Annotated in this window: 26 protein-coding genes and 2 pseudogenes; 5 read left to right on the top strand and 23 right to left on the bottom strand. The window is 36.2% G+C overall.

Translation table 11 applies throughout. The features are described 5' to 3' along the window. Positions 1-315: 315 nt before the first annotated feature. From KQI69_RS07820 to KQI69_RS07805, 4 genes are all read right to left on the bottom strand, one after another. Entirely contained in the window at positions 316-960 is a 645-nt protein-coding gene (locus KQI69_RS07820; RefSeq protein ID WP_216564807.1) for an SDR family oxidoreductase, read from the bottom strand. A gap of 61 nt (positions 961-1,021) precedes the next feature. Continuing rightward, positions 1,022-2,371 carry an MATE family efflux transporter gene (locus KQI69_RS07815; RefSeq protein WP_216564806.1) on the bottom strand — a complete coding sequence of 450 codons (1,350 nt, stop codon included), beginning with the start codon at positions 2,369-2,371 and terminating at the stop codon, positions 1,022-1,024. A 25-nt stretch (positions 2,372-2,396) separates the two neighbouring features. Beyond that, the gene (locus KQI69_RS07810; protein WP_216564805.1) at positions 2,397-2,906 is read right to left on the bottom strand and encodes a flavodoxin family protein; all 510 of its coding nucleotides are present in this window, start codon (positions 2,904-2,906) and stop codon (positions 2,397-2,399) included. Between the two features lie 17 nt (positions 2,907-2,923). Continuing rightward, entirely contained in the window at positions 2,924-3,721 is a 798-nt protein-coding gene (locus tag KQI69_RS07805) for an aldo/keto reductase (protein WP_216564804.1), read from the bottom strand. A gap of 109 nt (positions 3,722-3,830) precedes the next feature. Here KQI69_RS07805 and KQI69_RS07800 point away from each other — a divergent pair, with 109 nt between their 5' ends. Further along, on the top strand, positions 3,831-4,718 hold the full coding sequence (locus KQI69_RS07800; protein ID WP_216564803.1) for a LysR family transcriptional regulator: 888 nt from the start codon (positions 3,831-3,833) through the stop codon (positions 4,716-4,718). 59 nt (positions 4,719-4,777) lie between these two features. On the opposite strand, the gene KQI69_RS07795 is transcribed toward KQI69_RS07800, so the two are convergent. The 7 genes and pseudogenes from KQI69_RS07795 to KQI69_RS10505 form a co-directional block, all read right to left on the bottom strand. Continuing rightward, complete coding sequence (locus tag KQI69_RS07795; RefSeq protein ID WP_216564802.1) at positions 4,778-5,257, bottom strand: pyridoxamine 5'-phosphate oxidase family protein; 480 nt, start codon at positions 5,255-5,257, stop codon at positions 4,778-4,780. A gap of 51 nt (positions 5,258-5,308) precedes the next feature. After that, complete coding sequence (locus KQI69_RS07790) at positions 5,309-5,728, bottom strand: TIGR04076 family protein (protein ID WP_216564800.1); 420 nt, start codon at positions 5,726-5,728, stop codon at positions 5,309-5,311. Between the two features lie 113 nt (positions 5,729-5,841). Further along, on the bottom strand, positions 5,842-6,219 hold the full coding sequence (locus KQI69_RS07785; RefSeq protein ID WP_216564798.1) for a TnpV protein: 378 nt from the start codon (positions 6,217-6,219) through the stop codon (positions 5,842-5,844). A 17-nt stretch (positions 6,220-6,236) separates the two neighbouring features. Beyond that, positions 6,237-7,286, bottom strand: a complete 1,050-nt coding sequence (locus KQI69_RS10510) for an AAA family ATPase (RefSeq protein WP_253289057.1) — start codon at positions 7,284-7,286, stop codon at positions 6,237-6,239. Further along, positions 7,276-7,611: a hypothetical protein gene (locus KQI69_RS07770; protein ID WP_216564797.1), complete on the bottom strand. Its 336-nt coding sequence runs from the start codon at positions 7,609-7,611 to the stop codon at positions 7,276-7,278. Before KQI69_RS07770 ends, KQI69_RS10510 begins: the two co-directional genes overlap by 11 nt. Beyond that, a pseudogene (locus tag KQI69_RS07765) lies at positions 7,601-7,882 on the bottom strand (tyrosine-type recombinase/integrase); the annotation flags it as partial. The gene KQI69_RS07770 and the pseudogene KQI69_RS07765, both read right to left, overlap by 11 nt. Beyond that, positions 7,879-7,959, bottom strand: a pseudogene (locus tag KQI69_RS10505) (LysR family transcriptional regulator); the annotation flags it as partial. The pseudogenes KQI69_RS07765 and KQI69_RS10505, both read right to left, overlap by 4 nt. Positions 7,960-8,295: 336 nt before the next feature. Between KQI69_RS10505 and KQI69_RS07760 the strand changes: the two are divergent. Continuing rightward, on the top strand, positions 8,296-8,817 hold the full coding sequence (locus tag KQI69_RS07760) for a helix-turn-helix domain-containing protein (RefSeq protein WP_216564795.1): 522 nt from the start codon (positions 8,296-8,298) through the stop codon (positions 8,815-8,817). 219 nt (positions 8,818-9,036) lie between these two features. Here the strand turns inward: KQI69_RS07760 and guaA are convergent, their stop codons facing one another. The 10 genes from guaA to KQI69_RS07710 all read right to left on the bottom strand — a co-directional run bounded on the left by guaA (position 9,037) and on the right by KQI69_RS07710 (position 22,134). After that, on the bottom strand, positions 9,037-10,581 hold the full coding sequence (guaA, locus tag KQI69_RS07755; RefSeq protein WP_216564794.1) for a glutamine-hydrolyzing GMP synthase: 1,545 nt from the start codon (positions 10,579-10,581) through the stop codon (positions 9,037-9,039). Between the two features lie 154 nt (positions 10,582-10,735). Beyond that, entirely contained in the window at positions 10,736-11,152 is a 417-nt protein-coding gene (locus tag KQI69_RS07750) for a (deoxy)nucleoside triphosphate pyrophosphohydrolase (protein ID WP_216564793.1), read from the bottom strand. Between the two features lie 46 nt (positions 11,153-11,198). Continuing rightward, on the bottom strand, positions 11,199-14,150 hold the full coding sequence (locus KQI69_RS07745; protein ID WP_216564791.1) for a DEAD/DEAH box helicase: 2,952 nt from the start codon (positions 14,148-14,150) through the stop codon (positions 11,199-11,201). Positions 14,151-14,176: 26 nt separating this feature from the next. Beyond that, entirely contained in the window at positions 14,177-14,767 is a 591-nt protein-coding gene (locus KQI69_RS07740; protein ID WP_216564790.1) for a sugar O-acetyltransferase, read from the bottom strand. 28 nt (positions 14,768-14,795) lie between these two features. Next, positions 14,796-15,719, bottom strand: coding sequence for a ribokinase (locus tag KQI69_RS07735; RefSeq protein WP_216564789.1), 924 nt, complete (start codon positions 15,717-15,719; stop codon positions 14,796-14,798). A 244-nt stretch (positions 15,720-15,963) separates the two neighbouring features. Continuing rightward, positions 15,964-16,464, bottom strand: a complete 501-nt coding sequence (locus KQI69_RS07730) for a DNA topology modulation protein FlaR (protein ID WP_216564788.1) — start codon at positions 16,462-16,464, stop codon at positions 15,964-15,966. A 224-nt stretch (positions 16,465-16,688) separates the two neighbouring features. After that, positions 16,689-17,348, bottom strand: a complete 660-nt coding sequence (locus tag KQI69_RS07725; protein WP_216564787.1) for a hypothetical protein — start codon at positions 17,346-17,348, stop codon at positions 16,689-16,691. A 121-nt stretch (positions 17,349-17,469) separates the two neighbouring features. Further along, complete coding sequence (locus KQI69_RS07720) at positions 17,470-17,991, bottom strand: bifunctional 2-polyprenyl-6-hydroxyphenol methylase/3-demethylubiquinol 3-O-methyltransferase UbiG (protein ID WP_216564786.1); 522 nt, start codon at positions 17,989-17,991, stop codon at positions 17,470-17,472. 588 nt (positions 17,992-18,579) lie between these two features. After that, positions 18,580-20,358 carry an ABC transporter ATP-binding protein gene (locus KQI69_RS07715; protein WP_216564785.1) on the bottom strand — a complete coding sequence of 593 codons (1,779 nt, stop codon included), beginning with the start codon at positions 20,356-20,358 and terminating at the stop codon, positions 18,580-18,582. Beyond that, the gene (locus KQI69_RS07710) at positions 20,359-22,134 is read right to left on the bottom strand and encodes an ABC transporter ATP-binding protein (protein ID WP_371818776.1); all 1,776 of its coding nucleotides are present in this window, start codon (positions 22,132-22,134) and stop codon (positions 20,359-20,361) included. Positions 22,135-22,767: 633 nt separating this feature from the next. Here KQI69_RS07710 and KQI69_RS07705 point away from each other — a divergent pair. The 3 genes from KQI69_RS07705 to KQI69_RS07695 all read left to right on the top strand — a co-directional run bounded on the left by KQI69_RS07705 (position 22,768) and on the right by KQI69_RS07695 (position 25,087). Continuing rightward, the gene (locus KQI69_RS07705; protein WP_216564784.1) at positions 22,768-23,916 is read left to right on the top strand and encodes an AraC family transcriptional regulator; all 1,149 of its coding nucleotides are present in this window, start codon (positions 22,768-22,770) and stop codon (positions 23,914-23,916) included. A 156-nt stretch (positions 23,917-24,072) separates the two neighbouring features. Further along, positions 24,073-24,633 carry a DUF5662 family protein gene (locus KQI69_RS07700; protein WP_216564782.1) on the top strand — a complete coding sequence of 187 codons (561 nt, stop codon included), beginning with the start codon at positions 24,073-24,075 and terminating at the stop codon, positions 24,631-24,633. Between the two features lie 217 nt (positions 24,634-24,850). Then, a complete protein-coding gene (locus tag KQI69_RS07695; RefSeq protein ID WP_216564781.1) occupies positions 24,851-25,087 on the top strand; it encodes an AraC family transcriptional regulator in 237 nt (78 codons plus the stop codon). Here the strand turns inward: KQI69_RS07695 and KQI69_RS07690 are convergent. Continuing rightward, positions 25,053-26,297, bottom strand: a complete 1,245-nt coding sequence (locus KQI69_RS07690; protein ID WP_216564780.1) for a DUF4885 family protein — start codon at positions 26,295-26,297, stop codon at positions 25,053-25,055. The genes KQI69_RS07695 and KQI69_RS07690 overlap by 35 nt on opposite strands. A 156-nt stretch (positions 26,298-26,453) precedes the next feature. After that, positions 26,454-26,777 (bottom strand): ATP-binding protein, encoded by a 324-nt coding sequence (locus KQI69_RS07685; protein WP_371818777.1) that lies wholly within the window; start codon positions 26,775-26,777, stop codon positions 26,454-26,456. Positions 26,778-26,825: the final 48 nt, after the last annotated feature.

Genomic DNA, 26,825 nt, shown 5'->3' with positions numbered 1-26,825 from the left:
ACAGCTTATTTGAGTGCGCCCATTTATGGCTATCCTCTACTTTCTTTCACACTATCCTGCCTATATAAGCTAATGTTATCATTTTGTTATCGCTGTTGATAACATCGCCTGAGCAACTGTGGATAATAGCAATATGTTCCGATACAGATTATAAGCGATTTTGCTTAGAAAGGCAATAGATGATTTCTTATCAAATCATTATAAACAAGAAGTTACACTTTCATCTATTCCATGAAATCTTTTAATAATTGTTATACGCTATTATCAAATATTTCTCAACTTCCTGAAAACACTAAGTTTATCACAGGCGAGCTTTTAGTACACAATCTCTGCATCTTCACGTTTCATAAATAATTCCCAGAATTTTCCCGCAATTGTATCCGGCTCATAACCTTCTGTGTATCCTATGGTGTTGGTAACTGTAACGGTTCCTATATACAATCCTTTTTCCTGCCATTCGTTATGTTCAGCAATTACCATTGCACGTAGAGCAGCCTTATCCATAGACAATGGAAGATAAGCCGTCATTGGATACATCGCAAGACCTCCTCCTGTAATTAAAATATTTCCTTTTTTCTGTGCAAATTCATCATTTGCAAAAGCCTGGATTACTTGATAGGCACCAATTACATCTGTCTGATAGCGTTTTGCCATAACCTTTTCATTTATTTCACATTCACTGTCCGGTAATGTTACTCCAACATTGTAATGAACTGTATCAATATCTGAATACTGTGCTTTGATTTTGTCAAGTGTCTCTTTTAACTGATCCTGATTTTCCACATCAACAGGGTAAATATCTACATCATAGCCTTTTTTGCCAAATTCTTCCTGGTACTCTTTCAGATGAGCTTCACTTCTTGCCAGAAGAACAATCTTATATCCATTTTCAGCAAACTTTCTTGCTACTGCATTTCCCAGTCCTTTTCCTGCACCAATTTCTATCAATGTTTTTTCCATTTTTAGTTCCTCGCTTTCTTTCATTTGAATTTATATAAGAATCCGACTTTCGCATCAGATTTTATATTTTTGTTGCTATAATGTTTTTGCCTGACCATTTTTCGCTCAAATAATGTATCCATGTGATAATGAAACCACCAGCAAATCCAAAGATCATATTCCACCATACAATCCGATATGAGAATATAGGAAGATAACAAAGTGTATATGTCGTAAGAACCCTTATAGAAAGAGCCAGGACAGCAGTCCTCGTTATTGCAAAGCCATCACCAGAACCCTGAAATACACCAAACAATGGCAAATACGCAGACTGTAAAACAAAAGCAAGTGCTGTAACTTTAAGATGCTGCCGACAATATACCGACGCATCTTCACTGATTCCAAACAATATAATCAGTTGATTTTCAAAAAATATGACACAAAAAGCAATGATTATTGTAACCACCAACGAAAGTATGATTGTCTGTCTGGCTCCCTGCTTTACCCGGCTTTTTTCCCCTGCACCAATATTCTGTCCCACAAATGTTGCCAAAGCCATATAAAAACTATTCAGCGGCATCTGAACATACATTTCAATGCGTGACCCCACTGTATAGGATGCTGTCATGGTCTGTCCGTATCCATTGACAGCTCTCTGAATGAATATGGTTCCAAATGCAGCCACTGTCTGCTGAAGCATAATAGGAAATCCGACTTTTACAATACTTTTTGTCTCCTCTTTGTCAAACTTCAATTCTGATCTTTCAAAGCGAAATTCTGGATATTTTTTATACATATATACGAACGACACGATACATGAAATCGCCTGCGATATATCTGTGGCGATTGCTGCTCCGACAGCACCCATACGAAATACTGCCACAAACAGTAAATCAAGTAAAATATTTATGACAGATGCAATCAACAGAAAATACATACTTGCTTTGCTGTCTCCAACGCTTCTAAGAAGCGAAGCCACAATATTATATCCAAACTGAAATATCAATCCCATACAATATATTTCAAAATATTCAACTGCAATAGCTCTAAAGCTGTCCGGTACACTAAGAAGGTATCGAAAAGCAGGCATACTGACTGCAATTCCTAAGATGGTGGAGGCAAGTCCCATTGTGATAAGAAGTGTTATAGATGCTCCAGCTGTTTTTCGCATCCTATTTATATCTCCAGCACCATAATATTGAGACACAATCACTCCAGCACCAGAAGAGAAGCCATTTGCAATCGCAATAAACAGAAATACCAGACTGCCTGTTGTACCAACTGCTGACAACGCTGCTTCATTTGCGAAATTACCAACCACGATCGTATCCACTGTGTTGTAAAGCTGTTGCAGTAAAAGTCCGATAAATAACGGAATGGAAAATCTCAAAATCAGCTTCCAGGGTACGCCATTTGTCATTTTTTGCTCCATATTCAACGTCCTTTCTGAATGATTTTTAAAGGGACGCACCTAAACGATAGGCTTCTCTCTCTTTTCTTTTTCCCAATATTTCTCCCCTGTTTTTCCATCCGATATTATGCTCATACGTTCTGTACCAGGTAACAGCCTGTGAGTAATCTGCACCATCTGCTGTCATAAGAAGTACACACTCCCTTGCAAATTTTTTGTACCCCAGGCATTCCAGTTCCGCATATAATCTGTCCGCAACATTCTTTAGTGTCCCTGTAATGGTCCAGAAATACACTGGAGAAGCAAACACAACGACATCACACTCTGAAAATGCTACATAGATCTTATCCATATCATCTTTTTGAGTACATGGACTTTTACTATTGCTATCAGCTCCAAGGCATCCTTTACAGCTATGTATATTCATATCATCAAGATAAAAATTCTGTATCTTATGTCCGGCACTGGCTGCACCATCAGATAAAGCCTGTATCAGACTCGCAGTATTTCCGTTTTTACGGGCTGCACCATTCAAAATCAATATATTTTTCTTCATTATTTACTCCATTTCTCCTACCACCAGCCAAATAGGCTATTCCCGATTTCAAGTTTTCTGATTTGCTGCATATCCTCGGCATCCAGATCAAAATCAAAAACTTCTAAGTTTTCCTTCATGTGTTTTGCATGGATGCTTTTAGGGACAGCCATGATTCCCTGCTGAATCAAAAATTTCAATGCAATCTGAGATACACTTTTGCTATTTGACTTTGCGATTTGTACTAATACTGGATTATGCCAGATATTATTTTTTCCACATGCCAATGGTGACCAGCTTTCATGTTTTGTTCCTATCTGGCATTCCAGTTCCCGCAATTTTTGCTGTTGCCGAAACACATAGGTTTCCACCTGATTGACTGCCGGAATGATTTTACAATGATTGATCAGCTTAAGATAATTTTCTTCCAGGAAGTTGGAAACTCCAATGGTTCGAAGTTTCCCATCCTTATAAGACTTTTCCATAGCTCCATATATTTCATAGATGTCACCTGTTGGCTCGTGTATCAGCAGCAAATCAATGTAGTCCATATTTAATCGCTTCAAAGAGCTGTCAATAGAACGAAGGGTATCCTGGTAACTATGGCATCCCCAAAGTTTTGTGGTAATAAATAGTTCCTTTCTGGCAATACCAGATTTTTTACAGGCAGTACCAACTTCCTTTTCATTTCCATAACATTGTGCTGTGTCAATGGAACGGTAACCCAAACTGATTGCCTCTGAAACACATTTTTCTGTTATATCTGGTGGAGTCTGATAAGTGCCATAACCGAGCACAGGCATCCTGACCCCATTGTTCAATGTAACATATTCCATTTTAAGACCTCCGTTTGCTTCTGGACTTATTGTATTCTCAAATACATTGACTTTGAAGCTACCAAAATGTTAAAATCGTTTTTAGAATATCTAAAAGCGAGGTGCAATTATGTATAGTCGTGAATTATATACTTTTGTTATCGTTGCCGAAAAGGGAAGTTTTCTAAGTGCTTCAAAAGAATTATTTATTACTCCGGCTTCTGTGATGAACCAGATCAATAAATTTGAAAATCAGCTGGGGATAAAATTGATAGAACGGACAAATCAGGGAATAGCATTGACCGCAGCCGGCAGTTCCATCTATAAAGAGGCAAAAAGAATTATAAGGATTTCTGATCAGGCAGTAGCGAAAGCAAGACAGATTGCCATGAATGAACATCAGATCATCAAAATCGGAACTTCTATTTTGCGGCCTTGTAAAATGCTGGTAGATTTATGGTCTGAAATTGACGATGAAACCCTGCCTGTCACAATCCATATTGTCCCTTTTGATGACACTCCATCCGGAATGGAAGCCATGCTTTCCTCTCTTGGAAAGGAAATAGATTGTTTTGTAGGACCATGTGATTCAATTACATGGAAAGAAAATTACAATATATTGAAAATAAGAAATGGAAAATGTGAGATTGCCATGCCACGCAAGCATAGATTAGCAAAAAAGAAAATTCTGTGTTGGAATGATTTAAACGGTGAAACGATCATGCTGATCAAACGTGGAGATTCGCCGGTGTTGAACCAAATGAGGGATGAAATCGAAATAAACCACCCACAAATCACTGTTATAGACACTCCACATTTTTACGATACGAATATTTTTAACGAATGTGAACAAACTGGCTGTCTTATGGAAACATTGGATATCTGGAGAGATATTCACCCATCCATAGTAACGATCCCTATGAAATGGAACTATGAAATGCCATATGGAATTATTTACTCAAAGCATCCGTCTAAGATAGTTGAATCATTTATTGAAAAAATCAGCACTAATCTTTAATAGTGCTGATTTTCATACTCGTTATATTTATTTCATTTTCTCTTACAAACTGGAATTTATTATTGAGTTTTCTTTCTTGATTTTGCTGAGAAATTATTTATAGTGACTTTCATAACTTGAACGGTCTGTGCCATTTGAGGAGTGATTGAAAATTCTCGTCCAACCTGATTTTTCATTAAAAGATTAAGACCTCGAATCTTCTCCTGCACATCTTTTACCAATTCCACTGTTCCACGCCCAATGACTGAAGCATAATAAGTTCCATATTGGCATGGAATATCTTCTCCAGATACAATTTCCATATCAGATTCCAATTCTATGCATGTATTCGGATTCACATGAATCAAATCAATCTTATGCCCTTCTTTTGCTCCATGTGCATAAAAAATTAACACACCATCTTTATATTCGTATCCATAATGCAGAGGAACTATATATGGATATTCTCCATCAAATAGCCCCATACGCAAAACCTTAGCTCGCTCAACAATATCTAACACTTCTGAGATTTCTTTGATCTCCCTGTCTTTTCTACGCATATCTTTTTCTCCTTGAATTGCTTATCTCGCTTGCTATGCCAATTCCGATTGTTACTGGTCAATATCTATTCTTTCAATCTTAAAAATAACAGGTCTCGTACCATCATTACAGCAAGTAATCATAACCTTATCATCATTCATCCAGCCATGCATAATTGCTCCACCTTGAAGTGCTGAATAAATATATCTGCTGATGGCATCCCATGCTTCTGAACAGAATGGAACACCATCTGTTCCACAGTGCATTGTTCCAGGAGAAAGTAATACTCCTTCATCTGGGTTTCCACTTTTTATCAGTGTGCCTGCTCCCATATGCCAATAGTCATCACGCTCATCATTGCGGTAAAACATAAATTCGTCTCCAACATTATAGCAAGGACATTTACCACTGTCGGGTACTGCACAATATTGTGCTTGTAATTCCGGAAATAATTTTTTATCTAAAACGGTAACCTTTACTCTATGTTCCATGTCTTATCTCTCCTTAAAATCCCGATTTATCTCTATGCCATAATTATACATGAACCAATATTATTGTAAAGCAAAAAGCAAGCCTTTTCCTGACTTGCTCTTCGCCAAACTGCTTACTGGTAAATAATCTCTCTATCCACCATCTCCCTTGCACACACCTGTATGTTATTCATTCTGCCTACCCATTCCCAGACATTTTCTGCTTTCATCTGCTCCGTGATCCCCTGTGCCTGCTTCATCTGCTCTATCATTCTTTCAAATCGCTCCTGTGCCTGTTCTTCTATATCTGCCAGATAGCTGTTTAGTCTGCCATTCATAAGCAACTCCAGATATACATTCCTGCGGTATTCCTTCAAATACCGCAAATGTCTTTGTCCCCATACACCAATAAATCTCGATTCTTCTTCCTCCGGCACGGTAAGACAGGGGATGAAATAATCCCCTTGTCTTACATAAGTGCCGCCCATTTCTTCAAAAATTGTTTTCTTCATAATCTGTTCCACCTTTCTTATCGCTCCATGTCTCTGGATTTCTTCTTCGTCCGCTTCGGCTGCTGTTTGCCTTCTTGCTGATAGCTGTGCAGTTTTTTCAGCACACTTGCCTTTGTTGGCGGTTCCAGTGTCTTTTCCTTCTTCTGTGCTGTCTGATTCTTCCACTCCCGCAGCTCCTTGTTATATTCCCGAATCAGTTCTTCCGATTTGTGGTATGCTTTTGCAAAAGACTGAACATCTGAATAACCTGCCTGTTTTACATTCTGCTCCATATCCGTGTGTATCCGCTTCTCCTGCTTCTCTGCTCGTTCGATTTTTCCCTCTAAGGACTTCCGTTCTTTTCCTTTGAAAAATCCCTTTGTTTCGGAAAGCTGTTTTTTCAGGGAAGAAATCTCCTGCTGTGCCTGTTTCATTTCCTGTGACTGCTTCTGGAGCTTATCCATCAATATCCACATATCGTTCCACTCCTGCAAGTCAATCTTTGGTACTGGCTTCGGCGGCAGCTTAAATTTGAAAATCATTTCCTGCAAAATGTCTTTCGCCCCACGGATAATCTGCCGGAATATATCTGGCAGCCAGCCATGTGCCCTTATAGATTGTACCGTTTTGTCTGTGATTTCTTCCTGCTTGACTTCTGTTCCAAACATCCGGTACAGACGCTCCTGCAAGCGACGGTAATCATCTTCCAAAGCAAGGTACAGCACCGTTCCTTTTCGGGTCGTATAATTCCAGAGTGGTGTTCCTGTGCTGACATGATAGGCAAGCTGTGCCATCAGAAAGCTCTTTCCCAGTTTAGGAGAACCTGCAAAGATATAAGTGCCGGGATAAAGCAGACCGTCAATCAACGGCTGCTTGCTCCCATACTGCGTATCAAATAATTCATTCATAGAAATGGTTTTGAGATAGGACGGGTCTAAACTCAGTTGCATTTCTCGCTGCATTTTCTCAAAACTCTTGATATTTTCCTCATACTCGGATATACTACTGGTAGTGTTTTTAGGAAGCGGCTGCTCCGTATCTGCGCCAACAGATACATTCGGAGCAGTCTTTTCTTTTTTATTTTCCATTCTCATCCTCTCCTTTCAGACCACCCAGAATAATGGCAATCAACTCAATCACATTCAGCAGCTCCTCATCCACGCTGTTTCCGGCTTCGATCCGCTTTAATTCTGTAAGAACATCTGCAAGCTCCATTCTGAGTGCCTTATACACTCTCGGATTGCCCTGTACCACAATCTCCTGATTCAGACAACGGCGGTAGCAATATTCCTGCTTTGGAAGTCCCGATAAAGCAACTGCCTTATTGATAAGTTCATTTTCTTCGGGTGATACCCGAAATCCTACCGTGATATTTCTCCACCGGTTTTTGTTATCTCTGTTTTTAGCTGACATTTTCAAAGTCTCCTTTCCCTAAATCGTCTAATCTATCTGCCATTTCCGTCTGCTTAGACGGAAACAGGTGAGCATACTGATAAGTGATATCAATGCTTTCATGCCCTACTCGGTCTGCAATCGCCACCGCCGAAAATCCCATATCAATCAGCAAACTGATGTGGCTGTGTCTCAAGTCATGGATACGGATACGTTTTACCCCTGCGGCTTTCGCCCCTCTGTCCATCTCGTGATGGAGATAGCTTTTTGTGATGGTAAAAATGCGGTCTTGATTAACTTATAAGCATACGGCTTCGATACGCTCAACTCCTGTGCCACTTCTTCAGCACAAATAAATTTGTTGTTCATCTTATCATCCCTTTCCTTGATTTTTTATTGCCGTTCTATCCGAAGAAAGTTCCAGCAGGCATCCCCTGTTCGGTGCTGTGCTGTCCAGATCTGCCGCAGCAGATCAGGTGCTCGCTTGCTTTCTGGCAAGGTCTTGGCGGTTTGTGCTTTTCAGACGGTCATTTAGTTTTTATTAAACTTATTTGTTTAATTTTGAATTCATTATACTAAGCATATTTGTTTGTGTCAAGTGGCTTTTTGGAAAATATTAAACTTTTTTGTTTTGTATTATATTGACTTTACCTAAACATATCTGCTATACTCCATGTATATCATGTGTAAGGAGTGAATACTGTTATGGCAATTGGAGAGAGAATCCATTTTTTCCGCCTTTTGCGTGGAATGACACAAAAATATCTGGGTACGATTGTCGGCTTTCCGGAGCGAAGTGCCGATGTACGCTTAGCACAATATGAAACTGGAACACGGAAACCCAAAGCAGAACTTACCGCAGCATTGGCACAGGCACTGGATGTTTCCCCTCATGCCCTCGATGTGCCTGATATTGACAGCTATGTTGGTCTAATGCACACTTTATTTACCCTTGAAGATCTGTACGGTCTGACTGTCAGCGAAGCAGATGAGGAAATCTGTCTGAAAGTCGATACTTCCAAAGGAAAAGAAGCTCACGAACTGCTGAAAATGCTGTATATATGGAAAGAGCAGGCTGACAAGCTATCTTCCGGTGAAATCAGCAAAGATGAATACGATACCTGGCGTTATCACTATCCAGAATTCGATACCACACAGATCTGGGCGAAGGTTCCGTCTCAGGAGCTCAGCGACGCACTGGTCAAAATGCTCAAATCCGATAAATAAAGACGACAAAAAGCCCTTAGCTATGAGTTATTACCCACAGCTAAGGGCTTTCTAATATGGATTATTCGTTGCACAGCCACCATTCTATCATTCTCCAACTCCAAAACCACTGGATTACAAGAATAATGGCTCTCACGCAACTGTTATCAAATTGTTATCAAAAGACTTTTTAAAATGCCGAAAACCCGCATAAATACTGGCTTTCTTTGACATTTCAATTTATTCAAACTCAATCGTTCCAGGTGGCTTACTCGTCAGATCATAAAATACTCGATTGACTCCTTTCACCTCATTTATAATTCTGCTCATTACCTTCTGCAATACCTCAAATGGTATCTCGGCACTGTCTGCTGTCATAAAATCTACTGTATTGACTGCTCTGAGTGCTACTGCATAATCGTAAGTTCTCTCATCACCCATTACACCTACTGAACGCATATTTGTGAGAGCCGCAAAATACTGTCCGATACTGCGGTCAAGTCCTGCGTTTGCAATTTCTTCGCGGTAGATTGCATCTGCTTCCTGAACTATCTTAACTTTCTCGGCTGTTACTTCACCAATGATTCTGATTCCAAGTCCCGGTCCTGGGAATGGCTGACGGAATACAAGATTTTCAGGTATTCCAAGTTCAAGTCCTGCCTTGCGCACTTCGTCTTTGAAAAGATTTCTGAGTGGCTCTATGATTTCCTTAAAATCTACGAAATCAGGAAGTCCTCCTACATTGTGGTGTGATTTGATTACTGCTGATTCTCCGCCAAGGCCGCTTTCTACCACATCAGGATAAATTGTTCCCTGTGCTAAGAAATCAACTGCTCCGATTTTCTTTGCTTCTTCCTCAAAAACTCGTATAAATTCCTCACCGATGATTTTTCTTTTCTGCTCTGGTTCTGTTACGCCTGCAAGTTTGTCATAGTAACGCTGCTGTGCATTTACTCTTATGAAGTTTAAGTCAAACTGACCGTTTGGTCCAAATACATTTTCTACTTCGTCACCTTCGTCTTTTCTGAGTAAACCATGGTCTACAAATACACAGGTAAGCTGTTTTCCGATGGCTCTTGATAAAAGTCCTGCTGCCACTGATGAATCTACTCCGCCTGACAATGCAAGTAAAACTTTTCCATCTCCTACTTTATTGCGTATTTCTTCTATTGATTCTTTTACAAATGAATCCATTCTCCATGTGCCTGCACATCCACAGACTTCGCGTACAAAGTTATAAATCATCTTTGTTCCGTTTTCTGTATGAAGAACTTCCGGATGGAACTGGATGGCATAGAGATTTTTGCTTACATTCTGTGCTGCCGCTATAGGACAGTCGGCTGTCGAAGCTGTAACCTCAAATCCCGGTGCTGCCTCTGCTATTCTGTCAAAATGACTCATCCAGCATATCGATTTCTTTGGAAGATCTTTCTGAAGCACCGAATTGTCAGTAAAGTTAATTTCTGTCTTTCCGTATTCTCCGACCTCCGGAGTGATTACCTTGCCGCCAAGCACATGCATCATAAGCTGTGCACCATAGCAAAGTCCAAGTACAGGAATTCCAAGTTCAAATAATTCTTTTGAATATGTTGGGGAATCTTCTTCATAACAACTGTTTGGTCCACCTGTAAGAATAATTCCTTTAGGATTCATCGCCTTGATTTCTTCAATTCCGGTACGATAAGAATATATTTCACAATATACATTGCATTCACGAACACGTCTTGCAACAAGCTGATTGTACTGTCCGCCAAAATCAATGACTATTACTTTTTCCTTATCCATTGATATTTATCCTGCCATTTATAAATATTTTTTATAAATAGCTTTTCCTTTCCTTAATTTTCGTAAAACCCTTATCATCTATTATAAATTAGGCTCTTAACAAAGACAAGAGTTAATTTTAAGATGTAATAAATAAAAAGCTAAATTATTACCTTCAATCAATAAGCATCTCCCTAATCTTCTCAACCAAACTAACATCTGCCGGCAGCCATTCCACTTCATAAAGCTGTTCCTTTTCAAGCCATCTTGCCGCCTCATGCTCTTTTAATTCAAGGTTTCCTGACACCACCTCACACAAAAAGCATTGCATTGACAAATGAAATTTAGGATAATCATACTCTACGGTTTCTATGTAATCTCCTACTTTTATTTCTGTTGCAAGTTCCTCGATTATCTCTCTTTTTAATGCTTCTTGTGGTGTTTCTCCTTCTTCTACCTTTCCTCCTGGAAATTCCCAGCCTCCTTTAAATTCTCCATATCCTCTCTGAGTTGCAAATATTTTCTTTGGTGTGTTTATATTGTCACATATTACTGCTGCAACTACATTTATTATCTTTTTTTCTGTTTCCATAATTTATTTTTTAATCCTTTCCACAACATCGCTCATTTTTACACTCCTAATCCACAAAATACTCATAAATGTCCTCACGAACGGCATGGTCCAGTTTCATTTTAAAATTCATTATAGGAAGTTTCTGCCCCTTGTCATTCTTTATCTCCGTCTGCATATAATCAATCGGCGAAACTTTTCCCATATAGTAAAAATCTGTTCCTTCTCCATCACTTTTCTTGATAAATAAATATATTTTTAAACCACTTTCTTTATAATTTATAATCTTCTGACTCTCCGGACTTTCAAGACTCACTTTACTTCTTGTCATCCAACTGAATAGCTGATTATTGATGAACTGGTCTTCATATTTTGTACTGTTTGCAATATCCTCTTTTTTCTCATATGTAACAAATATCGGACATGTATTATGCTTAATCCTGTAACCGTAAACGGTTGAGCTGTCATCGTGTTCCCAATTTAATATCCTGCATACATTTTTTCTTGAATATTTTTCATATAATACAAGATTATCCTCATCATGATTTTTAAATAAATCCTCATAACGCTTCAATCCGTATCTGACAAGACACTTGATTTCATTTACGAATTTGCTATTACTAAACAATGAATAAAAGAGCGAGGCTCGTCTTAACATTCCATTTTTTGCTTCATCCGTACTTATAAATTCTATGTCATTATATCGTTTCTTTTCTGCCGGTGCATTTACAAATACTTTTCCCAGAACATTTAATGCCGATACATAATCAGACTCACGATATTTTTCACCTTTTTGTTCGAGAAGTTTTTTATAAGTTTCCAAACTTATCTTTTCGTTATTTAAAAGGCTGCTAATCATTAAAAGTTCATGCACTCTTTTTCCATTTACAAGTGAAGATATAAATTCCAATATCGCCTCCTCTTTATCGCTAAATAAAACAGTGTATTCTTTATCTACTGCTTTTACAAACTGGTCATATGATTTTGAATATTGAATAAACAACATCGGATCAATCTCACCATACTCATAAAAATCAAGCACATTTGGTATTCTGCCAAGTTTGTATTTTAGAGCAAAATATTTTTCACGCAATAAATTTTTTGTTGTTTTGGACCTGTCAATCGATTCAAATATTCTTTTTTTGCTTATCTCATCAAAATGTATTGTAGACTCCCCGGGAATTACTCTTGATCCTTCTCTTACATACTTGCGGATTGTATCCTTGTTATATGTTCTGTCACCTGACAGTGCAATAGGAATCATAAAATTATTCATATAGTTTCCTATAAAATCAAGTATTACTACATATTCTTTGCCCTCATATTTTCTAAGACCTCGTCCCAACTGCTGAATAAATACTATCGGTGATTCTGTTGGTCTTAACATGACTACCTGATTTACTGCCGGCACGTCAACACCTTCATTAAATATATCAACCGTAATTATATAATCAAGTGCATTTTCAGATTCATCCTGTTCAAGCCTCAAAATTGCTTCTTCTCTTTCTCTCTGTGAACTGTCTCCCGTAAGCACAAGAGTTCTCAAGCCTTTCATATTAAATTTTACCGATAATTGTTCTGCTTCATCCTTATTTCTGCAAAACATAAGACCTTTTACCCTGTCCCCCGAATATCCATAATAATCCATCTGCTGCATTATGTAATTTACTCTGTCATCACAAACTAGATTTGTAAAATTTTGAACATTTTTAATAGCATTGTCATCTATTACATGCCCGTCGACTTCTAAATCAGTTATTCCAAAATAATGAAACGGACACAAAAGTTTTTCTTCCATTGCCTGCTGTAAACGAATTTCATATGCAATATTGTGGTCAAAAAGTCCGTATATATCATAGCCATCTGTTCTATCAGGTGAAGCCGTCATTCCTATCCAAAACCTCGGCATAAAATAATCCATTATCCTCTGATAACTGTCAGCTCCCGCACGATGAACTTCATCAATTATTATAATGTCAAAATCATTTGGATTAAATTTTGTCATTATATCTTCGCGTGCCATCATCTGCATTGTAGAAAACAAGAGGTCTGAATTATAATCCTTTGAGTTCCCTGATAAAAGTCCAAAACTATATTTTTCTCCAAATACATTTTTATAGCTTTTAACAGCCTGTTTTGCTATCTGCTCCCTATGCACTACAAAAAGTGCTCTCACATTCCTGCCTATTTCTTTTTCACGTTTTCTCAAAATTTCCCTGAGTGCAAATGCTGATGCATATGTTTTTCCCGTACCTGTAGAACTTATAAGCAATGCCCTGTTTTCACCATTCTCATATAATTCCATTACATTCTCAATAAATTTAACCTGCATACTGTTCGGCTGTAATTTATATTTCTCAATGCTTATAACTTCACTTTCTTTTGCAAGTCTCTGCTGTTCTTTTTTTATCTTATATTTTACACGATAATCTTCTATAAATTCATCATAATCAAGTGCTCTTTCACTATTCCAAAGCCTGTCAAATTCAGAGACTATATCTTTTGCAATCGAGCCATCTTCACTTGAAACAAGTTTTGTATTCCATTCCTGATTTATTGTTATAGCCGATGAAGTAAGATTGGAACTTCCCACAATTATACGATAAATCTTTCCACCTTTAAAAATGTACCCTTTTGTATGAAATCCATCTTTTTCTCCCTCGGTCTGATACATTTTTAATTCTATATTATTTAATGAATTTAACTTATCAAACGCCTCCGGCTCACTAAATGTAAGATAATCCGTAGTAAGGATTCTTCCCGGAACACCTCTATTCTCCAGTTGTTTAAATACTTGTAAAAGAGGCTCTATCCCACTCATCTTTATAAATGCAACACTTATCGAAAACGCATCACAATGTAAAAGTTCATATTCTAATGAAGAAAGAACCTTCTTTCCGTTTTGATAATCATTTGAAATAAATTCCGGTCTATATGCAAGATTTGAATCATTTCTATAATCAATAAATGCTGTATTAAGACCTGCTTTCAAACGATTTAAATTTGTACCTTCTTTCACTTTTAACCTTCCATTTCCGCATCACATTACTTAAAAACCGGATATTTCTCCTTATCTGCATCCGTAATCTCCCGTATTACCCTGCATGGATTTCCCGCAGCTATAACACCGTCCGGAATATCCTTATTTACAACACTTCCTGCTCCTATTATGGTATTACTTCCAATAGTAACTCCCGGAAGTACAGATACATTTGTTCCAATCCAGACACTATTTCCCACTGTAATAGGCAATGCAATTTCCAAACCTTTATTTCTCTGTTCACTGTCTATTGCATGACCAGCCGTAGAAAATACGCAATTAGGCGCAATAAAAACATTATCCCCAAATGTAACTTTTGCACCATCAAGTATCGTTACATTATGGTTTGTGTAAAAATTTTCACCTATAGAAATATTAAATCCATAATCACAATAAAAAGGTGCTGTAACAACAGGTATTCCCTTTATACTTCCAAGCATCTCATCCAATATTTCTTTCTGCTTTTCAATATCTGACGGTTTACAATTATTAAACTCATAACACAAGTCTGCACATTTTGTCCTTGCTTCAACTATTTCCTTGTCATAATTTGCATCATATAAATATCCATTCTGTGCTTTTTCCCATTCTGTCATCTTATTTATCTCCTTTACATTCTTATTTTTATTTGTGTTTTTCCTGCTTCATTTTCTCAACTTCCGCATAAGCCGGAATTGACGTTCCTGCTCCTTTTCTGCTCACCGCAAGTGCGGCTGCTGCCGCTGCCGTCTTTAATGCTTCTTCTGGCATCTTTCCATTGATGATTTCACCCATGAAATATCCTGTAAATGTATCTCCTGCCGCAGTCGTATCCACAACTTTTACAGAAATAATCCCCTGACTGCAACGCTTTTTTCTATCTCCATACATAGCACCTTCTCCGCCAAGTGTCAACACAATCTTACTATCTGGGAATTTTCGTATCAACATATCCAGAAGCTGCTCACTAGTCAGTTCTGCTTCATTTTTCAGATTTTTTGCCTGTAATATAGCCGTTGCCTCAATCTCATTCAAAATCAGATAATCAACATATTTTAACGGCATTTTAAAAATCTTATCATCCATTGGTGAAGGATTCAATACAATATACATGCCCTTATTATGTGCTTTTTCCATAATATATGGAACCTGATTAATCTCATTTTGAAGAATCAGATAATCCCCTTTTTCAAAATTTCCAAGGACTTTATCCACATCCTCTTTTGAAATTGTCTGATTAGCTCCGCCAAACAAGATGATATTGTTCTCTCCCTGTGGAGTACATTGAATAATCGTATGACCTGATGCTCCTTCTTTTTGCGCAATAAAATCTGTATGAACTCCCGCCTGCTGCAACATTTCCAAAAGCATCTGTGAATCTCCCACTCCGACAGCACCAGCCTGCCATGTATCATGACCATACTTTGCAAATGCAATCGCCTGATTCAGTCCTTTTCCACCACAGAAAATCTGACGAGCCGTAGAAGAAATCGTTTCTCCCGGCTGTACAAAATGCTCCACTGAATAAACATAATCTATATTTAATGATCCAAATACTAATACTTTCAAATTATCTTTCCCCCTTTAAATATTCAATATTTTTAAAAAATAAATGATTTAACATAAACTACATATATTTCTGAATGATTTTTATTGTAATTGCCTATTTAATCTATGCTAAAGAAAATCACAAAATTTTATCTTCCATAAAAAACTCAAAAACATATGATGGATTTTCGTAATATACGCTACTGTTATAATCATCTATCTTGTTCTTGTCACTTATAAAAGAATGATAAACCTCCATCATCCTCTAATATTCCCTCAAAATAAACTTAAATGCTTCATCAGAATTACAAAATATTTTCACCTTTTCGCCATAAGAATTTAGTTCCTGAAACAAGTTCTTTTTCATATCATTAAATTCAAACACCCACTTAATATTATACTTCAAAAAAGTTAAAGTCGGCTTTGTATTATAATGCTCTTTTCCTATTTTTTGTTTTATCCATCGTTTGAATACCCTGAACAATCTCACAGAAGTTTTTTCATCCAAAACAAGTATATAATCACAACATCCGAAACTTTCCTTAAGACATTTTCTTGGACTTCCCTCTACTATCCAATCATGACCACTGATAATCTTTTGAAAATATAAGTCACGTTCTTCAGATGTCCGTTTTCTATCACCATCCGGTGTCCTGTCCCAAACAACATTATCCTTTTCATAATACGGCACATTATATTTCTGTGATATTTTTCTTGCCAATGTTGTTTTTCCACTTGCCACTGAACCTATAATATCTATTTTCACTACGACAACATCTCCTTTTTGACTTTTAATCTTCTCCGTTAATCTAAATGCTACTTTCTCCGTTCCATATTTTAATAATATTTTTATATCTCGATATTGTCAAAATATCTTTTAACCTTTGCATTACACAACTTATTTATTACGAAATATATTTATAAAACTTCCATAATTTAATCTACACATTTTTTCTTATCCTGCATATAAAATAAACCTCCCATAAATATTTATCTTAATGCCAGAGTCCTAACAACATCTTCATACCTCTTTGTGTACTCATCAATGTCCTTTTGTGTAACACCATAATACAAATATATCTTCCTAAAAGTTGCATTATATTTCTTTATATCACTTTTTTTAGAACCGCTCGCACTCCCACCAATATACTCGTATTGTTTTTCTATAGAAATTTTTATTTCCAATTTATTATATTCTTTTGTATATATATGTAAATCTATATCAAATATATTTGCAGGTATTTTTTCTGCCGCCTTTTGCCTAGCCTCTAATTGTTCAAAAAAAGTTTTTACACTTTCCTCGTCATGATTTTCCAGTTGAGGTGCATGTGCTAACTCTCCTAACAATTCAGGTTTATACTGCAATATGAAAGATGTCCTCATTTGATGATACTCTGTCTGATATTGTGAATCAGATTTATCCACTTCAGTAAATCCCAATTCATTCACAATATACAGTGCAACCTGATCCATGGTATGAGCATTAGCCTTCAAGTATTTAATGATTTTCTTTCTTCTGACTGTGTTTCTCATTCTCTGAATCTTTTGTCTCAATGTTATATCCTTATTATCTTTTCCGATAAAAAATATTGAAGTCGGTCCATCAGCCTTATTGATAAAACTCATAGTTTTTATATTATTTTTATTCAAAAAATCTGCCCCCCTTCAATTAAAAATGTAAAGTTAAAGCTACTTTTTCATAGCATTAAACCATGCAAAAAACAATGCAGACATAGCATATTGTATCAGATTTAAAAGATATGCCTATATCCTATTTCTTTCTTACAATATAAATATATCTTGACATTTCTTTTGCAAATTCCTCATACGGTCTGTTTGCATACTCAGTTTGACCAATAAGCATATTAAACCAGTCACTATTACCTTCTTCTGCAAATTCTTTCTCAAATAAATTAGCAATAACTCTCTTATGTAAAAGCAGGTCATAAGTTTCCCTTGTAATATCAATGCTATCAAAAACTATTTTTTTATCAAACAAAGTTTTGGCAAAAACTGTTGTGTTCACATTTTCTGTCTTTGGCATTACATCCCCCTCCTGATAACAAACAAAGAAAACTCCATCCTTTTTTAACCATTTCATAATTTGGTCTACAAATTCAGACATATCAAGTGCAAAATACATGGTATCCATTGAAATGATAACATCAAACATTTCTTCTGAATAATCCACCTCGCCAATACAGCCTTGTATAAATTCACTATCAATACTAAATAATTCTTTAGCAGTTTCAATAGCATTTTTTGAATAATCAAATCCTTTTCCATTACCCATCTCCTCTCTCCAATCAATTCTATATTATTCTCATCATAACATTACACCTAACTATATGCAACAAAATCCCCCCTTTCAATCGGATATTCCCCCAAATCAATCCAACTGACAATGTAACAGTTCAGCTTTCCATTTCCTACATTCATAAACCTGCCAACCGTTGCCATGTCATTTTTTGTTCATTTCTCCAATAAACAGGAAAACAGGGGCTATAATGTTTATCAAGTGGCATTTTCAAACTCGCCGGCACTTATGCACCGTATTTGGGTGCATTAGTACCGTTGCGTGTTTGTAATCGTACACATTCCACATCTCTTATTCTCACTCCCATCAAGTTTTTTCTCCTAAATCTCCTCAATAAAACAGCTGTGCCGTACATATATTTTCGCATCCGATGGGCGTTTGAATGTCGTCAGCACTTAGTGAGCGTTTTTTGCTCGCTTATGTACTGCTACGACATTCTCCGAGCGAAAGCGTCCCTGAGTGTGCAAAATATATTACGGCACTGCGTCAAATTTTCAAGAAAAAAACAACCGATAATATCAAGAGTAAACTCTTGCATTATCGGTTTTTTTTATGGCTGAACTGTTACATATACTGCGACATATAAAGCTCATAATAAGCCCCTTTATTTCCAAGGAGTTCATCATGACTTCCAGCCTCCACGATACCGCCCTTATCAATATACATGATAGTGTCAGCATTTTTAATAGTAGAAAGTCTGTGTGCTATGATAAATGATGTTCTTCCTTTAAGCAGATTGTTAAGTCCTTCCTGAAGTACGATTTCCGTTTCCGTATCTATACTTGAAGTAGCTTCGTCAAGTATCAGTATTGCCGGGTCTGCAAGCAATGCCCTTGCAAATGAGATAAGCTGTCTCTGTCCGACTGAGAGTCTGCTTCCTCTCTCATTTACCTGGGTATTGTAGCCGTCTTCCATCTCCATAATAAAGTCATGCGCACATACCGTCTTTGCTGCCTTTATTACTTCTTCATCAGTTGCAGTCTTATTTCCGTATCTTATGTTATCCATAATAGTTCCTGAAAATATAAAGCTGTCCTGCATCATTACACCCATCTGTGTTCTGACCGAATGTATTTTTACCTTTGATATGTCAATCCCATCGATAAGAACTTTTCCGCTGTCGACATTGTAAAAGCGGCTCAAAAGGTTTACGATTGTTGTCTTTCCTGCCCCCGTTGGTCCAACTATCGCTATCGTCTGTCCCTGTTTTACATCAAAACTCACATCTTTAAGAATAGGTATTCCATCTTCATAGCTGAATCTTACATGTTCAAAAGATACATCACCTTTTATAGGAGGCATATCCGTTGCATCAGGTGCATCCTTAACTTCCACCGGCTCATCTATTGTCTCAAATATTCTTTCAAGATATGAGATTGCAGTTAAAAGGCTGTTATAAAAACTTGCAATAGTATTTATAGGTGCCCAAAACCTGCTTATATACGCTGTAAATGCTATAAGCACACCGACCGTCACGCCTGACTGTCCGCCGTTTATAATACATGAAACACCTACTACATATATAAATGATGTTGTTATTGTTGATATAAGGTCAACCATAGGCCCCATAGCAAAGTTATAATATACTGCTTTAAGCCATGCGTTTCTGTAAGACATACTAAGGTCATTAAATATGTCCATGTTTTTTTCTTCTCTTACAAAAGCCTGTGTAACCCTGATTCCATTAATACTCTCTGCTATGTAAGCATTTAAGTTTGACTGTTTGTTGCTCTGAACCTGCCATGCATGGCTCTGTCTCCTTTTCAAAAATACAACATATACAATAAGCACAGGCAGTCCACAGAGACATATAAGTGTAAGTTTCGGACTCATTGCAAACATAAATATCAATATAAATATAAGATTGCAGAGGTCGGTTATCGTATTTATAATACCGTTTGAAAGAAGGTCACTAAGGTTGTTTACATAATTTACTACCCTTACCTGAATTTTTCCATGCGGTCTTTCATCATAATAACTAAAAGGAAGTTCCTGAAGATGCTTAAAAATATCTTCTCTTATCGTATGTATTATGTCCTGACCGACCTTAGTTGTCACATCTATTTTTATCCTTGTGCTTATTACCGAATAGAGAACAATAACGCCTGCAAGTGCTGTAAGCATCACAATTGATTTTATATCTTTGTCAGGTATATACTTATCCATTTCAATCTGCAAAAACTTTGGAAGAAACATTCCAAGTCCTGATGAGGAAAGCATAAGCACAAGCACAAAAAGCATTTTTCCTTTATAAGGTCTGATATAATCGACAAGTCTTTTAAGCTGTTTAATATCAAATTTCTGCTCTACTACTTCGTCAACATCATATTTATTTCTAGCCATCTATTTCACCCCCTGTTCTTTCATTTTAGCTGCCATCGGATACTGGTGGTAATAAACCGTCGCATAATATCCGTCTTTCGCAACAAGCTCCTCATGTGTTCCCTGCTCAATAATCCTGCCTTGGTCAAGCACGAGTATCTTGTCAGCATCTTTAATAGAAGAAATTCTGTATGCGATTATAAATGTTGTGCAGGCATGATTTATATTTTCAAGCTGTCTCTGGATATAACTCTCCGTTTCCATGTCAACTGCCGATGTTGTATCATCAAGAATAAGGATTGCAGGGTCTTTAAGCAATGCTCTTGCAAGCGAAATTCTCTGCTTCTGACCGCCTGAAAGACCAACACCACGCTCACCTACGATAGTGTCATATCCGTCAGGAAGATTTTTAATAAATAAGTTGGCATCCGCCATCTTTGCAACACGCTTTACATCCTCAAAGCTGCAATCCGGTCTTCCGTATGCGATATTTCCCTCAATCGTATCTGAAAAAAGAAATACGTCCTGCATCGCAATACCGATATTTTCCCTAAGTTCATACATATCCATGTCTTTAACATTTACACCGTCAACATAGACACTTCCCTCTGTCGCATCAAAGAAACGGCACAAAAGGTTCATCACCGTAGACTTTCCTGCACCTGTAGTTCCGATTATTCCGACAGTCTCACCTTTTTTAACTTCAAAATTTATATCATGAAGAATATCCTCATCATCTGCCTGATATGAAACATGTTCAAATTTGACATTTCCATCAAGTTTCTTGCGGTGTACAGGATTAATCGGTCTTTTAACATCAGGCTCAGCAACATATGTATTGTAGATTTTTTCAACCGAAGTCGTAAATCTCTGCATATCATTGATAAGCCAGCCCGCCATACGAAGTGGCATCGTGAGCATCCAGAGATAACCATTCACTGCAACAAGGTCACCCATCGTCATCTGCCCGTCTACGACCATGATACCACCGACAAGCATAAGTACCAATGTAAGAAGATTTGAGAAAAGTTCAAAAAGCGGCACATATTTTTTCCATACATTTGCCGCACCAAGCTCTGAATCCCTGTACTTATCATTCTCAACGGCAAACTTTTCCATCTCATAATCTTCTTTTGCGAAAGCCTTAACAACCCTGTTTCCACTTACATTTTCCTGAACGAAAGTATTAAGACTTGAAAATGCATTACGGCAGTTTCTAAAAGCAGGTTTAACGCTCTTTGCCTGAAAATATGTGGTAAGTGCCGTAAGTGGAAGCACAAGCACCATGCAGAGAGCCATTTTAAGATTTGTAGCAAAAATCATTATAAGAGCTATCACAAAATACAAAACATATTCATATGTAACATATATTACATACGCAACAAAATGTCTGATAGCATCCATATCACCTGTCTGACGGCTCATCAAGTCACCTGTTCTGTTCTTGTTGTAAAAAGCAAAATCCTCCTGAAGAAGTTTTCTGTAAACAGTGTCACGCATACTATAAAGAACATTCTGCGAACTCGTCTCAAAAAGCACCTGCGAGAAAAATCTGCATATTCCCCTTATTATAATAGTAACAATAAGTACGATAATGAGATTTTTAAGCATACCATACTGTTCATGCTGAATAACCCTGTCAACAATAAGTTTTGAAACATACGGACTCACCAAAGCACAAGCCGCAACAATAGTAGTCAAAACAATACCCCAAAACATACGCCAACGGTATTTCTTCAAAAACGAATAAAACCATTTCATCGGTGTCATTTTTCTTATCCTCCTTTTTCTATTCATCTTTTTCTTCTGTGTTTCTTTTTAGGTAATTCACAAAACTGCCAATATCTTATATATTCCATATTTACAACTTTTGCTATTACCTTATAACTTACGAAAGTTTCTACAGTATAGCACAGCAGACATATATATAATATAATAAACATGTAAAAAAATTGTATAAATCTATCATATATAAAAATCATATAACACTATTTTGAGCCGTAAAAACACTATTTTGCTTTATTTTCGCTCTCTTTTTTACAAACTTATATTATTGAAAAAATCGTTTATATATTATATAATATTTTCAAACAAAACCAGCATCATCTAACATTTTCACACCTGATTGTTTTTAATATTATGATGCAACGGAAAATCATCTAACCCTGTAAATTATATATTTTATAACAGCTACTATTTAACCTAGTACAACGAATAATTGATACATTGTACTAGTCAGGAGAATATTCGCAATCTGCTCTGCTACTTAGTAGTTGTAAAAAATATTTACAACTTATAATAAGATAAACAGAGCAAAAAAAACAAATACAAATATAACAATTCATGGCATCATGTTGGGTAAAGTACATTTCCCCCAACATCATATCACTCCTAATAAAACCACATAACAACCAAGAACGGAGAACCAATATGGAAAAAAATATTAAAAATCTTTACGAATACTGCGACGGATTAAATTCACCTATAGAAGCCTTTGTGCATACCTCGATACCTGACAATTTTCCAATCCTACCGCACTGGCACTATTTTTTTGAGATCATTCATATATTAAATGGAAATGTAGAAGTTACCTGCGATGAAAATGTTTATAACCTTACTCCGGGTGACCTTATTATCTTCTGTCCAAAACATATACACTCAATTTATGAAACACCTGCCGAAACTATATCTGTAATTACGGAAGCAAGCAGTTCTACAACTGATACAGGCATTTTAAATTCAATTAATTCATCTGAAAACAGTCCTACTCACAATGAATATATGTCAAACAATAATATTTCCATTGCCAAAAAAGGGCTTTCCTCAACAAAGAAAGCCTGTTTAAGTCCGCTTTCAACCGATGAAATCCATCCCAAAATTGACAAAAAGCATGGCTCTATACAGCCTGTTCCAGACAAAACAGTACTGTCTAAAAACTGTGATATACGCTATCAGGTATTAAAATTTGACCTGAACTTCCTTCATATATCAGGCAACTACAAATCAAGATTTTCAAATATGATGAATATCGCATACGAAAAAAATCCGGAAAATATATTTTTTTCAAAAGAAGATTTAAAAAACTATCAGATTTACGAACTTTTTGAACAATGTATTGAAGAAATAAACGCAAGACAATACGGATATGATACACTCATCGGCTCAAATATCGCAAAACTCCTTACATATCTGAGCCGCATATGGATATCAAAAGGCGTTGCTGTAGATGAGAAAATACTCTGTGCATCTGCCCCCGACAATCCTTTTGACACCATCACTGAATATATTGACAGACATTATAACGAGCAGCTTCAGGTAAAGGAACTCGCAAAAATGTGCAATATGAGTTACTCAAACTTTGCCCGTTCATTCAGACAGCTTTACAACCAGTCATGCAAAGAATATATAGAATTTATACGGCTTAACCGCGTTGCTGACCTGCTTATATTCACTGACCTTGACTTAAATTATATAAGTCAAGAAACAGGTTTTTCAGATTGCAGCCATCTGATACGCTCGTTTAAACGGTGGAAAGGAATGACACCTAAGGTTTGGAGACGGGAATATGGAAATTCATGAACGATTATGATATACTTGTCTAGTTAGTTGTCCCACCCATACCTAATAACAGGCATAGGTGTTTAAATGAATAAATCATATCTTTTTGCCTATGCCACATTATATCATCTGCAAAAAGGTTATGCAATATACATAACACCAGAAACGAGGCACATTATGAACTACTTAAAAAATTTTTACGGTCATCTCTGCACAATACTTCACCACAAAAATCTTGTAAGGCACTACTGCTTTAAAGCAGGTCTTTACAAACAGGGAATCATGCATGACTGGTCTAAATATAATCCGATAGAATTTTTTGCAGGTGTAAAATATTATCAGAGCGGCAAAAGAAGTCCGAATTTTGCTGAAAAAGAAGATAAAAAATATTCTTCTGCATGGCTTCACCACAAAGGACGCAACAAACATCATTTTGAATATTGGATAGATTTTGCAATAAATCCGAGAGAAGGTCTTGTCGGTATGCCTATGCCTACAAGATATGTACTCGAAATGTTCTGTGACAGGATTTCCGCAAGCAAAAACTATAATCGTGACACCTATAATGACTCTTTCCCATTGGCATACTATAACAAAAATAAGGATTATTATGTACTGCATCCTGACACACGGAAATTGCTCGAAAAACTGCTGACTATGCTTGCTGATGAGGGCGAAGAAGCAACTTTTAAGTACATCAGAGAAAATATTGACTGGAAAAAATCTAATAAATATTGATATGCTTAACCTTAAAATTAATTATAGGTAAAGATATTGAGATTTTACAAAAACAAGGGGCTGTCGCATTAATGATTAAAAATCATTAATGCTCAGCTCCTTGTTAAACTAAAATCAAAAAATCATCACCAATTTTCTTCTTAATTATGCAGCAAACAATAATATTTCCATTGCCAAAAAACGAGCAGCTTCAGGTAAAGTAACCAAAATATGCAATATGAGTCACTCAAATTTTGCTGGTTCATTCAGACAGCTTTACAACCAGTCATATAAGGAATATATAGAATTTATACAGCTTAACCGCACTGCTGACCTACTTATATTCAATAACCTTGACTTAAATTATATAAGTCAGGAAACAGTTTTTTCAGATTGTAGCCATCTAATACGCTCATTTAAACATCAGAAAGGGATGACACCTAAAGTTTGTAAACGGAAATACGAAAATTTTTAAACTGGCTATAATTTAGGAATTTACTTACATATGAACTTCCTTGTCCAAAATCAATATTTTGTTTTATATCATGCATTCCTTGTGAATTTCCTGAAATCATCAAATTCATATCTGCTATATTATCCCAACCATATTGACAGATTTCTGTAATTTGATTGCATATAGATGACACAACACCTTCCCTAAAGTCATTAGGTATATCTTCATCTTTCCAAACCGCATTTTTAATTAAAACTTTTATATCTTTACCATCGGATGTATAATATGTTCCATTTGCAGGTTCCAACTCGTTTAATTTATATCCAGTATATTCATAAACATCTTGAAAAGTCTGATGCTTGCGATAGCTTAATAAGTTGGTCTGGCCGCTTTTTGCCCCATCTCTAGTAGAACAATAATAAATATGCCTCCAAAGATTTTTACCATTATCCCCAACATTAAGTGCCTGTTCCATAGCATGCTTTTTATCCTCATTTACTCCTTCAACAGAAATATAATAGTCATACGGATTTACAGACAAATAATAATTTTCTCCATCTTCTAATTCAATATTATTTTTCTGAAAAATATTATTAATTTGATTATTTAGCATCTGTCTGTGAAAAGACACTTCGGCACATTCCTCTTCCTGATACGACAGCTTAATATTGTTAATTCTAAAAAAAGAATCATTAAAATCCAAACCTTGTGTTGTCCCTTTTTTTAAAACAGACATTTCATTGCGATAACCAATGTCCCTTTCTTCTTCTGTTAAATCAGATGCAAACCAGTCACAAGCCGGATTAAAATATTTCTGCTGTATATATTGCTCAGGGTTATCTTTCTGTTTTGCAATCTCCACTAATGAAGTGTACTTATCTGTTATGATTTGACGATATACTTTACAATAATCTAAATATTTTGCTGAATTTTCAGGACTACTTGTAATAGATTCTCCGGCATTTGCTATTGCAAGTGTATTATGCTCAATCGCTTTTTCAAAATAAGAATCAATGTTAATACTTTTATCGATATTAATATTTTTAGAGGTATTAGTAGCTTTCTGTGCTTTCTGTAATTTAACTGCCTCTTTACTAAGTGTTAATTCATCATGCTTATAAACCGTTGATTTTGAATGCAAAACATTTATATTTCGATTCTTATTTTTTCCATTGTTTAATAAAATATCTAACGCAGACTGTTGCCAATTTAATTTTGTTAAATCATGCATGTTTTTACCTCCCCATTTAAATTTCCATATCCCATGTGGTTTCTACACACATTATCGCCCGTTTATTTATACAAATCCAGCCTGATTACAGAATTAAGAATCTAATTGCAGAATTTAAAAAATGCTTCCATTCCGAAAGCATATAATATTATAAAGTTACTCTGAAAGATATACTACAAAATAAAACTGTTCTTTATCATAACATATTGCACATGTTCCATGATATTTACCTACAATATCTTTCACATTCTCTATTCCCATTCCATGAAAAGGTTCTTTTTTTGTTGTAATATATTTGCCATTTACAAAATGAGGAATTTTTTGAAAAGTATTACTAACTGAAAATATAACTTTTTTATTTTCTTTTATAGCTTTTACTCTGATTATCTTTTTCCCTGTACATTTTTCACATGCCTCAATCGCATTGTTCAGCATATTTGTAAGAATCACAACAATATCTTGATCTTCCATATTTAACACTATCAAGTAAGTCCCCCACTTCTATTGCGTGGAGCAATAAGTGGGGGT

This window comes from Eubacterium sp. MSJ-13, assembly GCF_018918235.1.
Taxonomy (GTDB): Bacteria; Bacillota; Clostridia; order Lachnospirales; family Lachnospiraceae; genus Butyribacter.
This window is presented reverse-complemented; position numbering and strand designations above follow the sequence as displayed.

Bases quoted from the DNA above. Each gene is read 5' to 3' on its own strand.
- KQI69_RS07705 (WP_216564784.1), top strand. From the start codon at position 22,768: ATGGAAAAAAATATTAAAAATCTTTACGAATACTGCGACGGATTAAAT.
- KQI69_RS07820 (WP_216564807.1), bottom strand. From the start codon at position 960: ATGGAAAAAACATTGATAGAAATTGGTGCAGGAAAAGGACTGGGAAAT.
- KQI69_RS07770 (WP_216564797.1), bottom strand. From the start codon at position 7,611: ATGTCAGCTAAAAACAGAGATAACAAAAACCGGTGGAGAAATATCACG.
- KQI69_RS07810 (WP_216564805.1), bottom strand. From the start codon at position 2,906: ATGAAGAAAAATATATTGATTTTGAATGGTGCAGCCCGTAAAAACGGA.
- KQI69_RS07750 (WP_216564793.1), bottom strand. From the start codon at position 11,152: ATGGAAACAGAAAAAAAGATAATAAATGTAGTTGCAGCAGTAATATGT.
- KQI69_RS07795 (WP_216564802.1), bottom strand. From the start codon at position 5,257: ATGCGTAGAAAAGACAGGGAGATCAAAGAAATCTCAGAAGTGTTAGAT.
- KQI69_RS07760 (WP_216564795.1), top strand. From the start codon at position 8,296: ATGGCAATTGGAGAGAGAATCCATTTTTTCCGCCTTTTGCGTGGAATG.
- KQI69_RS07790 (WP_216564800.1), bottom strand. From the start codon at position 5,728: ATGGAACATAGAGTAAAGGTTACCGTTTTAGATAAAAAATTATTTCCG.
- KQI69_RS07695 (WP_216564781.1), top strand. From the start codon at position 24,851: ATGAGTCACTCAAATTTTGCTGGTTCATTCAGACAGCTTTACAACCAG.
- KQI69_RS07715 (WP_216564785.1), bottom strand. From the start codon at position 20,358: ATGGCTAGAAATAAATATGATGTTGACGAAGTAGTAGAGCAGAAATTT.
- guaA (WP_216564794.1), bottom strand. From the start codon at position 10,581: ATGGATAAGGAAAAAGTAATAGTCATTGATTTTGGCGGACAGTACAAT.
- KQI69_RS07815 (WP_216564806.1), bottom strand. From the start codon at position 2,371: ATGGAGCAAAAAATGACAAATGGCGTACCCTGGAAGCTGATTTTGAGA.
- KQI69_RS07800 (WP_216564803.1), top strand. From the start codon at position 3,831: ATGTATAGTCGTGAATTATATACTTTTGTTATCGTTGCCGAAAAGGGA.
- KQI69_RS07690 (WP_216564780.1), bottom strand. From the start codon at position 26,297: ATGCATGATTTAACAAAATTAAATTGGCAACAGTCTGCGTTAGATATT.
- KQI69_RS07805 (WP_216564804.1), bottom strand. From the start codon at position 3,721: ATGGAATATGTTACATTGAACAATGGGGTCAGGATGCCTGTGCTCGGT.
- KQI69_RS10510 (WP_253289057.1), bottom strand. From the start codon at position 7,286: ATGGAAAATAAAAAAGAAAAGACTGCTCCGAATGTATCTGTTGGCGCA.
- KQI69_RS07785 (WP_216564798.1), bottom strand. From the start codon at position 6,219: ATGAAGAAAACAATTTTTGAAGAAATGGGCGGCACTTATGTAAGACAA.
- KQI69_RS07720 (WP_216564786.1), bottom strand. From the start codon at position 17,991: ATGGGTAATGGAAAAGGATTTGATTATTCAAAAAATGCTATTGAAACT.
- KQI69_RS07710 (WP_371818776.1), bottom strand. From the start codon at position 22,134: ATGAATAGAAAAAGGAGGATAAGAAAAATGACACCGATGAAATGGTTT.
- KQI69_RS07740 (WP_216564790.1), bottom strand. From the start codon at position 14,767: ATGACAGAATGGGAAAAAGCACAGAATGGATATTTATATGATGCAAAT.
- KQI69_RS07700 (WP_216564782.1), top strand. From the start codon at position 24,073: ATGAACTACTTAAAAAATTTTTACGGTCATCTCTGCACAATACTTCAC.